Raw genomic sequence first — 12,997 nt, 5'->3', positions numbered from 1 at the left:
CAATTATCTAATGAAAGTGGGCTGTTGGTCGTTTGCCAACTATCCCCGTTTATTCGACGGAGTGATAGACGAGGTAACGATTTGGACACGGGCGCTTTCAGCAGAAGAAATTCGGGAGCTGATGTGCAAAAAGCTTACCGGTACGGAAAACGGCTTGGCGGGATATTGGGACTATGAAGAAGGAAGCGGCTTTACTGCTCATGATAGGACAAGCGGCGGACATGACGGCTGGATTTTTAATGAGGTTGGCAAAGCCGAAAGCGGCGGCACCTATACGTTAACGGACAATGACAAAAATTGGCCGACCAACAGCCTGGCGGGCAGATGGATCGCCATAACAAACGGTCAAGGCTTTAAGCAGAGGCGCGAGATTGCTTCCAACACCGCCAATACGATTACTGTAGCCGAAGCATGGACTACTATTCCCGACGGTACTTCTTATTATGCCTTGACCAGTACCAAGGAGTGGTGCACGTCGACGGCGCCGGTCGGAGACGCCTCGGCGTGGGATTTTACCGGTTCGGCGCCGAGCGATTTTCAGGTAAGTCTGGCGCACCCGAACGGCGATCAGGTCACCGTCACCGGCAGCAGCGGAACGATCACCGGTATCCAAGTTTACCGAATCGACGCCGCGCCCGACAATACCACGCCTCCTGCATCCTGGGATCATTTGGACAATACCCGCTACTGGGGCGTCATCCTCTACGGCAGCGGTACGCCGACGTATACGTTCGTTTATAATTACAGCGGCAACCCCAAGGTATCCCAAGGAAATGAGAATTTTCTGGGAATGGCCTATCGCAGCGGCGGGAACCGCAACGGTTTAGAAGAGCCCTGGCAGGATCTCGGAGCTACATTGGACACGCAAGCCAATACCTTGAGCAAAACCGATCAGACCGGAACTGAGTATGCCCTGATTTGGAATGAGCCTCCGGTCGCCGTTAAGGTATATGATTTCAATGCTCATGTAACGGGCGACGGCAAAGTTCTATTGACCTGGCGGGCTGCTCACGAAAGCGGCATCGCAGGCTATCTCGTTTACCGGGCAGAGGATCCAAACGGCGAGTACAGGCAGATTTCTGACGGCCTGATCCCCTGCCGGACCGAAGGGGAACCCTTTTATCAATTCATAGACCTTCACACCGCAAACGGAAGTTGCACCTACAAGCTGCAGATTGTTTTCCTGGACGGACACAAAGAATGGTATGGGCCGATCAACGTCCTCGGAACAAGCGTCGCACATAAAAATCCGGCACAAACTTTCCGGCTTTGTGGTGCATATCCCAATCCCTTCAATCCCTGCACGGACATTCAGTTTGATTTGCCCGAGGACTGTTTTGTACGTCTGCAGGTTTTTGACATCGAGGGAAGGTTGGTTGCCGTCCTCCATCAGGGTGAACTTGCCGCAGGCAGCCACCATGTAAGATGGGACGCCGAGAACCTGTCAGGCGGAATTTATTTTATTCGCCTCTCCGCAGGCGCTTTCAGCGCGGTTCAACGAGCGCTGCTTCTCAAATAAGCAAAAGGCCCCGCTCTTTTTGGGCGGGGCGCTTTTGTTTTCAGGCAATTCCATCAAAAAAATGTATGAGCCTATCTCGGCTACAGAGACTGTTTCTCTTTCAATATTTCTGCAGCAGGCTGAGCAGTTTGGTGTCTAATTTGTGCCCGTACCAATCAGCATAGTCTGCATCGACACGGTTCGAATCGAGCACGCCGAAATCGCCGCGAAAGTTCCACAAGGCATAGCCGATACCGTTTTCCGTCAAAATGTCCAGCACGTCCTCGAACCAAGCTAAAAAGACCTGATGCGGCGTATTCTTCCAGCAACCGCATTCGCCGCAATGGACGCCTACCCCCTGCTCTTTCAATTCGATCCACGGTCTGTAATAGCTTTCGAGCCGGCCGCGATGCCATTCTTCGTCGCCGATTTTCCCAGGCCATACCGGCTTTGGCAATTCTTCCCCGCTTTTGTACACCCAAGGGGCTTGATAGTGCGAAATGATCGCGGGCATATAGCCGCGGCAGCTTTGCGCAATACCCAAATCGATCAATTCGGGCGTCACGTCGTTGCCGACGTTGTTGCCGTCGGCAATGATGAGGGCGTCGGGCTTGACCTCGCGGATGGCCTTGACGGCTGCTTCCGCCACGCGCCGATAAATTTGACCCGGCACTGCCGTTCTGCGCGAGAGCTGGTCATCCGGATTTTCGCGGATGCTCGGCTCATTAAGCAAATCAAAGCTGATTTTATCCGGCGGAATCGATGCGTATCGTCGGGCAAACATTTGCCAATGGAAACAAAACGCTTTTAAGGCTTCTTCGTCTTGCCAAAGATCGAACGGTTCATGGAAACCGGCATTGACGCAGTATCCCGGCGCCCGATGGAGATTGAGGCTGACGTGCAGCCCATGTTGATGCGCCGTAAAAACCAATTCATCGATCGATTCGAGAACGCTCTCGTCAATCTTGTACACGTCTTCAGGCTGTATCGGAAGCGACTCGAAGCGAATCCAGCGCGGATAGGCCATGGGCAGACGGACGAAATCAAAGCCCCAGTCGGCCATCCATTGCAGGTCTTCCCGGGTGGTGCGGTATGGCGAATTGGGCGTTTTGCGCGGCGAAAAGAAGTCGAGCAGATTGAATCCGCGCCATCGCGGCAGAGGGTTCCTATTCGAGGCAACCATGCTGCTGTTTAGTATGCCGACGGCTGCAGCCGTTCCGCCTAATCTTTGCAGAAAATCGCGACGACTAAGAGGTTCCATTAGATATCCTTTCTAATAAGAACGCTGCAGCCGTAAATCAGTTAAAGCGTTGACGAAACAAAAGCAGCGCAGCACACACATTATTGTAAAAAGATCGTCAGGCAACAATGGGATATTTAAAGGTGGAACGCAGCGCAATGCGTCGTCCTTTTGCCTGCGATTCGCGCGCCGCCTGGATGATTTCCAGCACATGCAGCGCATGTTCTGGAGTAATCAGCAATTCGCGACCCGTTGCCAGCGACTCACAGGCCAGCGAGGCGCCCATCTGCCAAACAAAGTTGTGTTGACCGAGAGAGATTCTCTCGATTTTCGGAGCATCCTCGGTAGCAATTTCGACGGCCAGCGGTTCCCAGTCGTAACCGAGCAGTCCCATAAAGCCTTTGGTGCCGAAAAATTGAATGGTGTAGCGGGATTCTTCTTTGCCCTCATGGCCGTGTGGGTTAAAGTAATTGAATCCGGATTGAACATGAGAAATAATGCCTTTGCCGTGGTCCAGCAGCACCATGGCGTTGTCTTCGGCTTCGACCTTGATTCGGCCTTTGCCGTCGATTTCGCGCGTCGGCGTGACGATGCTGGTCATGGCGGTTACGGCCTTGGCCGGGCCGACCAACCCGGTGACGGTGGTGAGATTATAGACCATCAAATCCGGCATGCTGCCGCCGCCCTTCTCATAAAAAAAGGACGACCACCAGGGACCGGTATGGCCGTAGAAAGCGTGAACTGCCGCCAAATCGCCCAACTTGCCTTCGGCGAGGATTTTTGCCATGATCGCAAAAGCCGGACTTTCGACCATGGCCGGAGCGCCCCATAGCCGGAGATTTTTTCTCCTCGCCAGCTTAAGCAGTTCGACACCAGCCGCGTAACTATTGGCCATCGGCTTTTCGCTCCAGACGTGTTTTCCGGCTTCCAAAGCCTTGCGATTTAGATGTTCATGCGCCTGCATGTCGGTTAAATTGACCAAGAGATCGAACGGCGCCCCTGTCAGCATGGCATCGATGTTCGGATAGACATGAGGAATATTGAACCATTTGGCCTGGCGTTCGGCACGCTCGACGATGATGTCGCAGGCGCTGACCAGTTCGGCGTAAGGACATTTGGAGAGATGCGGCAGGTATGCATTGGAGACGCTGCCGCAGCCGATGACGCCGATGCGGATTTTTTTGCTTTGGGCAAAGTTGATCATCGGCGTGCTTATCAGCGCAGCAGCAGCCGCGGCGCCGGTCTGCAGGAAGGTCCTGCGGTTGACCGTTTGTGGTTTTTCAAATTGATTGTTAGAATTCATAAAGTTTTTCTTGTTGGTTTACCGAAGCAAAGTCATCTTTTGGACACGCACTTTGCCTTCTGCATCGAAACGAAGCAGATAAACACCGGCGGCGACAGCCGTGCCGTTCTCGTCATGAGCATCCCACGTCAACTCATATCGTCCGGCAGCATGCAATGAATTTGTCAATTGCTTAACCATACGACCCGAGAGATCATAAACATCGATTCGCACGTAGGCCTGGTACGGCACTTCATAGCTGATCGTCGTCGAAGGGTTGAAGGGATTGGGGTAATTTGGATGAAGCACGAATTGGGTCGGCAAACCTTCGGTTTTCTCAACATGCGTGGGGGTCAGCCCATGAATTTCCCGATACTCGGCCCATGCTTTATGGCGCGTATTGCCCCACTCTTCGGCATTCGCATCGAGGCAGATGCCCACATAGAGGGTTTCGGGAAAAATGCCGTTTTTATCGACGAACGTCGGCGGTGTCTGTCCGGTCAACGTCCAAGTGGATTGAAAGCTGTCACGCCGCCACTGATTGGGTTTCGGCGCTTCGGCTGTTTCCGCAAAATAGCCGGTGAACACGTTGCCGGTTCGTTTCAAGCGTAACCAGCAATTGGGAAAAGGGATGAGATGACGATTGAGAGCCGGACAATACCAATAGCCGTCCTTGTCGGCGCTCATGCTTTCGGTAATGTGGCCGCCTCGCCGTAGCCGTACGCCCCAAATATAGGCATCGACGCCGTAACTGGTGTCCCATTTGGGCGATTTGGAATTAGCGACGATCGAAACGAACTCGGCGTCCGGCGATAGGCTTTTACGCGCCATGATGCCGGCGGTGGCCAAATTCATTTTTTCATTCTGTACAATGGCAATGCGACACCACACATCAAAATCGCCCTTGATCATCACATAGGCGAACCTGCCTTCGTCGCGCGACATGTGAATACCGAACTGATTGCCTGTGGCCGTCATGTCATATGCAACATAAGGGATGATCTCTGTCGTTGTTCCGGGCACCGGCGTGTTGATGTCGATGCTGATCAATCCTTGCGCCGACAGAGAAACGCAAGCAAATAACGACGCGATAATTACGATACAAAAACGATGAATGAAAAAACCGTCAATGGTCATAAATGGACTCTGTTAGCGAATCATCATCAGTTTGCCTACCTGCACCCCTTTGTCGAATTCAAAACGAACGAAATAGACGCCGCTCGGCATGGGCGTATTCCAACGGTCATTACCGTCCCAATTGATCTGCTTCTGTCCGGCGGACTGTACCGAGCTGACCAGTGTATTGACGATTCGACCGGCGGCATCGACAATCTCGATGCGTACATAGGACTCCTGCGGCAGGTCATAGCGTATCGTGGTCGAGGCATTAAAGGGATTCGGGTAATTGGGATGCAGTGTAAACCGCTTGGGCGGTTTGCTTTCCGATTTAACAACCGTCGGCGCGGAGGTGGTGTAAAAGCTGACCAACTCGTCCTTCTTGACCTCGATCGTCACTTTACCGTCGGTAACCACAATCTCGCCCTGTTCCGCGATGAATCCTGTCGTCGGTCCGCTGCGAAACAGCTTGAAAGGAACGGCGCCTGTGCCGTGCAGTTCGACGATGTCCAAATCGATAATGTAATCATCATAATAATGGCCGCCGCCGGGAGGCGCCACTTCGGCATTGGAGATGCAGACCGCCCAGCCGCCGTCGGGGCGTTGGCCGACGGCCGCGTTGATGGGCGAACGGGTTCCGTAAGTCCACACCATGTCATAGCTCGGCAGACCCTTGGCCGTCGTCCACCGCATTGTTGTACCGTAAGGAAAAGCCTGATTGATTTGCCGAATATAATGAAGTTGCGGCGCATCGACGAACCAACCGGAGCCGACCGGTTTGCCAAAGCTGCGACTGTCGTAATAGGTCAAAAAGACATTATTATGAGTTTCCGGCAGGCGCCGCATGCTGAGTCCGTATCCCTGGAAATACATCCAATGGGTAACGCCCTGATTCAGGTCGTTCAAAAAAACATTGGTGGTTTGCGCTGCCAAATCAAAACGCTCAGGCGTCGCCGGCTGCCCATCGATGCTGTGTTCGGTCTGCCACCAGTTCAAGCCTTCTTTAAAAACGCGTCGGGCATAGTCACGCTCAGCCGCCATGCTGTAAGAGTGAGTTGAAAAGGCCGCCAACGCCGGCCGCAGCGTCGGGTCTTTGAGAATGGCGTCGATGCGCTGTTTGGCCCAATCGTCGACATTGGCATCGTCGCAGCAGAGCAGACCGGTTTCCAAACCGCGAGCTTTGATCTCTTCCCATAACTCGCGAAATTTGGCAATGTAATAAGTCGTCGGCCACCCTTTGGTGTGATCCGGCTCATTTATCAGGGAGGTATAATGTACCGTATATCCCGATTGATTGACTTTGAGAATCTCATCGGCGATTTTCTGCGGATTGCCGCCGGGCGCCAGAATGATGGTATCGATGCCGGCATCCAAGGCATCCGGCAGAAGATTCGTATTGATATAATTTTGTACCAAATTTTCCTCATGCCAGATGCGCAGCAGGTTGGCGTTGGTCATTTCGACCGTATACTTGCTAATCTCTTTTTGTTGATCGCGGCTGAGATTGGTATAGCGCTCGGTATTGATTAAGCCGAATCCGAAACCCTGATAGACCTGGCGTTTGCCTTCATTGACCGTCAGTTTGGCGGTCTTGGCCGCAAAGGCGGACGGCCCAACGACAAGCAAAATGAGAACAATTTGAGTTGCGCGCTTCATGATTGATTCCCTTTTATTTAAACGGTAAAACAGGTTGTTATTTTTGTAATGACGTTATCACCACCACCCAGTCCGGGTCGCCGGCGGCGTTGCGTTGTGGAGTTTTAAAGGTTTTGCTGCCTTTGTTTTGAAAAGCTTTCTTTGCGATCGATACCCACTCGCCGTTGGTAGGATCGAACCACCTGACGCTTACTTTTCCGGCAAACTGCGCCAAGTCCACCGTTACGGCATCTCTTTCGGTGTAAATTACTGCGCAGGTTTTGGCGTCATCCATGGCGGCGCTGACGGCGCCTTGCGCCAAATCGACTGCCGGCGACATGCGATGCCACGGCAAAGTCATCAGCATGGCTTTGGCCAGTCCCAATTGTTTTGAGCCGGGTAGATTCATGGCATCGCGCCAGGTCGTTTTACCCCAATCGACACCGGAAAACCCTTGTCCAAATTTCCAATCCTCGCGATTGAACTGAAAGGTACCGGAGGCGCCGTAGGTATGCCCGGCGCAACCGCTGTTGAGCAGATGGGCCCAAAACGCGCCGCGCGCCTGCCGTGTGCCCAGCATGGCCAAGCCTTCAAAATCGGCTAGATTTTCCTCCGGCGAGGTCCATTCGCGTTTAATGGTTAGGTTCTCATAGCGCGCCTCGCCGCTGATCGACGGCATGACCGGTTCGTAATTCCAACCGGACAGGGCGATCTCCGCTTGTCCCTGGGGCATAGTTCCGTGTCCGCTCTGCTGCATATCGAAATCGAGCAGATATGGGTCTCTGACTTCGTCGCGTGCGCGGGCGGCGTGCATGGGGTGCGTGGTCAGCATGCGGCGAAACGGATCAGTATCCCGAATATATTTCACGATCGGGGTCCATGCGTTTCGCTGGGCTCCAATGTCCGGCTGCGGATCGAGGTACCACGGCATGCCGGTTTCGCCGGCGGCGCACCACACCACCGGCAGCGCCCCCCAGCGGGCGATCAAATAGCGCCAGTGCTGCTTCATCTTTTCCTCACCCAACCAATTGAGCCAATAGCCCCAGCTGCCGACGATACACGGCACAATACCTTGTTCAACCAAATAAAAGATGCGCTTGTCAGCTTCTTCAAAGTATTTGGGATTAATGCGCTGAAAATCCTGCGTCCACGGAAAGCCGCCGTCGCCCTCCGCCCTTTCGTCAAAATTCTGATCGAGATCGCCGTACAATCCGGCCGTAAGCTGCACCACGGTGTACCCCTTGGCTTTGCGGTCTGCGACAAGCTCGGCAAACTCATTCGGCCAGTGCAGCCGTTTGACCAAAGCCATCCACCAGGTATCGCCAAGCCAAAAAAAGGGCGTGCCGTCGCCGTACGCAAAATGGCGACGGTCATCGGCAACCCGGATAGGGCCGTGGCGATAGAGCGGATTCTCTACGGTATAGGGTTTTACCACGATTCTGCCGCTGACGCCATGAAGACCGGAATTCTGCTCATCACTGCAGCGGCTGCGAAAGGTATGGATGCCCGCGAGCGGCGAAGCGTACCTGACTCGCCAAACCTCTTCGCCGGCCCAAAATGCCGGAACGGTGCGCTCGACGCCTTGCGGATCAGTAAAGACTACGTCCAACGTAACGCCATTGAATGGGTCGGCGTAATTTAAAATCGATCGAAAGGTTATTTCGGCGACGCAATTGCTTTCAATGACCGTGGACTTTTTTTCGCTTGACGTTTCGGCTGGTTGAGCGATAACCTGTATTCCGTAACACATCAAGGTGAGGAGCACGGCTGAAAGTACTAAAGAAAATTTAAAATGCACCATTCCTCTGTTTTTCTTATTCAAATTATTTGACCAACACCATCTTGATCGTTGCACAAAAATCACCAGCCTCGAGGCGGCAGAAATAGATGCCGGCGGCAACCGGCGTTCCCTGTGCGTCGACCCCAGGCCATTCGACTCGATAGCGGCCTGCCGGCTGCGGTTTATCCACCAAGGTGATTATCGTGCGTCCCAGCAGATCGAAAACCGTCAGTTTGACGTTTGTTGCTTTCGGTAGATCATAGGCAATGACGGTCGACGGATTGAACGGATTCGGGTAGTTCGGGTGCAGAGCAAACACAAGCGGTAAACTGTCGATTTCTTTGACCGCCGCCAATGAAGCATCGGTGAATAGCACGGTTTTGGGAATGACCCGTTTGGAGACGTTCGGTCCTTTGTACGAGACCGTCAGCGCCTCGTCGCCGCCGGCTTCGAAAAACTCGACGACGATGCGGTGCAGACCTGTCTGCAGCGGAATGACGCCCGATTTTTCCTCAAAACCGTGCAGGCCGTCGTTATTGACCACTTCAAATCCCCCGATCAACAGCCGACTGCCGTCGTCGGATTGGGTATAGAATGTGTATTCCCCCTCTTGTTTAATGTCGATATAGCCGATATAGCGGACGCCGAAATTGTCGCCGGCGTGATTCTTCGGCAGATCGAATTTTTCCAAAATACCGGTTTTGCGCGGCGTCAAGCTGTCGAAATCCGGCAGCTTTTCCCAACTGCCCAGATAGTATTCGTAATAAATGCCCGGAACAATGCTGCTCGGCTGGTCCGGCGGCCTCAAGCCGCTGAACAGCGTAATCGAGCGGCGATTGTTGCCTTCATCGTTCTCTTTAACCGCATCCTCCGCGTCCACGACAACGGTGATGACGTGCGGGCCGTCGGCAAGCATAATCCCTGTTTCCGCTTCCACGCGTACTTCACTATAGGGTAAAATTTCTTCGATTGGACCACGGCCGACAGCGGCGAGTCGGCCGTCGACGATAAAATGCACGACAAAGGGTGTACCCGCCGGTTTGGCGACATCGCCGAGGTTTCTAACAATCACCGTAAAATGGGTCGGTTCGCTCGGTGTCGGTTTGGTCGGCCGCCAGATGATCTCGCCGATCACCAGATCGCAGAACGGGCTTCGGAAAGGCGACAGATACAGGGCGTCGATGACTTCGATGGGTTTGCCGGCAGTTTGCCAACCGACGGCTAAATTGTCGCCCCCGCCGCCCTCCTTGTGCAGCGCTTCGATATAATATTTACGGCCCGCCTTAAGTTCGATTCCGGCCGACCGCTGAGAACCATATTTCTTCCACTCACGCGGATTGGTCCAGTCATTAACCGAAGCGATCAGTTTTTTATTGATCGGATTTTCGTCGGCGCTCAGGTAAAGCTGACTGTTATCGTCGCTCGCAATGTAAAAAGTATAAACGCCGTCGGCAGGGGGATGCAGATAGCCGCGAATGCGTGAAGCATAGTTGTCACGCCAGTCGGCCGGACCTTCGAAGCGATCCAAACGCTCACGACCGTCCGGAGGCAGATGAAGCGGAATTTGCGCCACTGAAGTTCCTTGAACATTCAGCCAATATTCGCGGAAAATACTGCCGGTACCGACGGCGGTCACCCTAAAGTAGTTGAACTTGAAGCCGCCCTGCGTGCAAACGAATCGCCAAGTTTGAACGCCGGCTTCCAGTCGGACGCTGTCGATGACGACATCCTGCCAAAGGCCGCCGGTGTTCGGCACGACAAGGTTTTCCACCAAGGCACGGCCGTTTTGGTACAGAGAAAAGCTTCCTTGGTCCGATTGCGAGTTGACTCGAAAGAGAAGATCATAGTAGCCTGTGGTCATTACGTCCGCCGTATATTGTAGCCATTCGCCTGCCTCGAATTGATCGACGTGATAACCGTTGCCGCTGTCGCTGCACAAAAAGATATCCACGCCCTCGAAACGATAAGCGCCGCCCTGATTGATTTCATCCGCATCATGATACCCGACCCCTTCACCGCCATGGTCGAAATCTTCGGCTTGGATCGTCCCGGGCAGCACCGTCGGTTTACCGTAAAAGGGGCCGGCGGTTCCTCTGACAAAAATCTTGATCGGCTTGGCGGCGCGCGCTTTACCGGAGTTGTCGAATGCACGCGCCGTGATCGTGTGCATTCCGACGACGAGAGGTTCGCGGCAGGTGAATGACCAACCGTCGGTGCCGTTTTGGTCTTGTCCGACAAAGCGATCATCGATGTAGAATTTGACGGTAACCACCGAACCGTCGGCATCCGAGGCGTCGGCGCGTATGGTCAAAGAAGGAGGCGCAGCATCAAAAGAAGCGCCTGCCTCGGGTTCTAGCAGCGTAATCTGCGGTTTCTGCAGATTGCCGGCAGGCGGATCCCACAAATAGACCAACACCTTGCCGCGGTAATCTTCTTCGACCATAACCATATATTGGCCGTTCGAGCGCTTGTAAGCACGGATGCCGTAGGCGATGTCAGTCCAGCCGCTGATGCCGCCGACTTCCGGACCCGGCCACATGTTTCCCACCTTGGACAGATCATCGACCCTAAATACAGTTACCATAGACGGAACGCCGCCGGTAGACTTGACCATGACGGTAAAGACGTAATCTTCGTACATATCCATGCTTGCGGGCGCCAAATGATCGTCATCCAACGGCATCACTTTCTGCCGATCGGCAATGCGATTGCCTTCGCTCCAATTGGGATAGCGCGCCAGAACGCTGCCCATCAACCCCCAACTGGTTTCCGGATTCTGGGGCGTATCTCCGCCGATAAACATCACGTCGGAATCGACATCATATTCGATGCGCTCGATGTCGTCAAAGGGCGCAGGAATGGGTGCAACCGAAACAGCGGCGCCGAACACAGGCTCGCCGTTATCGTCAAATCCGAGCAGCGGAATACGCTTGATAAACCGCGCGCTCGAGTCGTAATACCAGATGTTTCCCCAATCATCCGGCTCAAAGGCCCAGCCGAGGCCGGAGAAAGTACTCGATAACAGCGCAACATCATGATCAAAGCGATAGACATAGAGCGTTCCGGCTGTCTGACGGGTGGCGTACATGAGCAGGTGACCGTCGATTCGGCGCATAAAGTTTCCGGCCAGCCATTCGGTGCCGTCGCTGGAAATACGCGGATCGTCGGGACTGCGCAAGCGGTCGAGCGTAATACCGGCCAGAGCCCAACTCTCACCAGGCTTTTTGTCGAAATCGAAGGTCATATGCTCGTTGACGCCGTAAAGGTCGCGGCCGTCGGAAGCGGGATCAACGTCAACGACGTCGACAAAGTGTAAACCGTACAGTTCCCACACCAATTCGCCGTTCGGGTTAAATTTGCGGATACCGGTGCCCTCATCATCCATGGCGACATAGATGTTTCCGTCCGCATCCGTAACCGCTCCGGTCAGGCGCCAGAATTTTTGCGGGCCGTAAGCGCCAGGGGTTCCCGCGCCGATGCCGCCTTCAATGCCGAAGGTTTTTACGAGCTTGGGCTCTCCGGCAATGTCGTAAAATTTTACTTGAAAGACCGAGTTGTCCGTCACCATCAGCAGCCCTTGATGATCGACGGCTATCGAATAGGGCTGCCATCCTTTTTCAACGATGCTTCGACCAAGATATTCGCCCCGAGTCGAATAGTTGCGTATTTCGTCGCCGGCCAAAATCCACAGCGTGTTGCGGTCATCGACGGTAATGTCGCGCGCGTTCGGCACCGTAGCGATGATCGTCATCTCTTTGAGCTTTGCGGTCGGCCGCTTTTGAATATGCCCGTCCTCAAAGAGCGCGTAGAGCGTGTCGAAACGAGCATGCATACCGACGGCGCCGGTATCGAACATCTTAATGCGGTCAACGAAACGATGCTTATTTTTTCTATCGAAGCGCAGCAGGCTGCCGGCGCAGTTGCCGATGTAGACATAGCGTTTGTCGACCGCCAAGGCATAACCGCCGGTATTCCAGCCCCAGCACTCCTCCGGTGTCGATTCCCATTTCATCAACCCTGGATCGACAGTGCCGTCGTAGTACCAGCCGCAGACGCGGCCGGCTTCATCCCAGTAACTTTCGGTATAGACCGTGTCGCCGGCGATTTCGATCTCGTCGATGTAATTTTGCACCCATTTTTGGTCTTTACCGCCGAAGGTGTTGCCGACCCAATGGGTGGTAAAGTTTAATTTTTGTGATAATGAGGGTGAAACTGAAAAACAAATGGTGAGAAAAACAGAAAAAAATGCCGTCCGCCTCACTTCCGCCTCCATCAACTAAATGTTAAAAAAGTGGTAAAAAATGATTTTGAATATAATTACTAATCGGAAAATTATCAATAATCCCTTAGACGTTTTTTATGCGGATAAAGAGGAAGGACGGCAGCTGAAAAACTGCCGTCTTCGAAGAGGATCAAGGTTTCTATGAAGGAATATTTGAAAAGCTT

The 12,997-nt window shown here is 53.6% G+C and carries 7 protein-coding genes; 1 reads left to right on the top strand and 6 read right to left on the bottom strand.

The window, feature by feature from the left end; all coding sequences use genetic code 11:
* The coding region (locus ONB24_13755) for a T9SS type A sorting domain-containing protein (protein ID MDZ7317178.1) at positions 1-1,519 on the top strand (1,519 nt) is incomplete at its 5' end.
* 100 nt (positions 1,520-1,619) lie between these two features.
* Here ONB24_13755 and ONB24_13750 read toward each other — a convergent pair.
* The 6 genes from ONB24_13750 to ONB24_13725 all read right to left on the bottom strand — a co-directional run bounded on the left by ONB24_13750 (position 1,620) and on the right by ONB24_13725 (position 12,812).
* Complete coding sequence (locus tag ONB24_13750; GenBank protein ID MDZ7317177.1) at positions 1,620-2,759, bottom strand: cellulase family glycosylhydrolase; 1,140 nt, start codon at positions 2,757-2,759, stop codon at positions 1,620-1,622.
* A 97-nt stretch (positions 2,760-2,856) separates the two neighbouring features.
* Positions 2,857-4,041, bottom strand: coding sequence for a Gfo/Idh/MocA family oxidoreductase (locus ONB24_13745; GenBank protein ID MDZ7317176.1), 1,185 nt, complete (start codon positions 4,039-4,041; stop codon positions 2,857-2,859).
* An 18-nt stretch (positions 4,042-4,059) separates the two neighbouring features.
* Complete coding sequence (locus ONB24_13740; GenBank protein ID MDZ7317175.1) at positions 4,060-5,070, bottom strand: T9SS type A sorting domain-containing protein; 1,011 nt, start codon at positions 5,068-5,070, stop codon at positions 4,060-4,062.
* Between the two features lie 99 nt (positions 5,071-5,169).
* Positions 5,170-6,792 carry a T9SS type A sorting domain-containing protein gene (locus ONB24_13735; GenBank protein ID MDZ7317174.1) on the bottom strand — a complete coding sequence of 541 codons (1,623 nt, stop codon included), beginning with the start codon at positions 6,790-6,792 and terminating at the stop codon, positions 5,170-5,172.
* Between the two features lie 37 nt (positions 6,793-6,829).
* Positions 6,830-8,572, bottom strand: coding sequence for a DUF4038 domain-containing protein (locus ONB24_13730; protein ID MDZ7317173.1), 1,743 nt, complete (start codon positions 8,570-8,572; stop codon positions 6,830-6,832).
* Positions 8,573-8,594: 22 nt separating this feature from the next.
* Positions 8,595-12,812: a PA14 domain-containing protein gene (locus ONB24_13725; GenBank protein MDZ7317172.1), complete on the bottom strand. Its 4,218-nt coding sequence runs from the start codon at positions 12,810-12,812 to the stop codon at positions 8,595-8,597.
* Positions 12,813-12,997 lie beyond the last annotated feature (185 nt).

It is taken from the genome of candidate division KSB1 bacterium (genome assembly GCA_034505495.1).
Lineage (GTDB): Bacteria > Zhuqueibacterota > Zhuqueibacteria > Residuimicrobiales > Krinioviventaceae > Fontimicrobium_A.
Note: the sequence above shows the minus strand (reverse complement) of the source record. Positions and strands in the feature narration are given on the sequence as shown.

What these genes read in the sequence shown, in the direction of transcription:
- ONB24_13730 (MDZ7317173.1), bottom strand. Translation starts at nt 8,572, where the DNA reads ATGGTGCATTTTAAATTTTCTTTAGTACTTTCAGCCGTGCTCCTCACC.
- ONB24_13745 (MDZ7317176.1), bottom strand. Translation starts at nt 4,041, where the DNA reads ATGAATTCTAACAATCAATTTGAAAAACCACAAACGGTCAACCGCAGG.
- ONB24_13735 (MDZ7317174.1), bottom strand. Translation starts at nt 6,792, where the DNA reads ATGAAGCGCGCAACTCAAATTGTTCTCATTTTGCTTGTCGTTGGGCCG.
- ONB24_13750 (MDZ7317177.1), bottom strand. Translation starts at nt 2,759, where the DNA reads ATGGAACCTCTTAGTCGTCGCGATTTTCTGCAAAGATTAGGCGGAACG.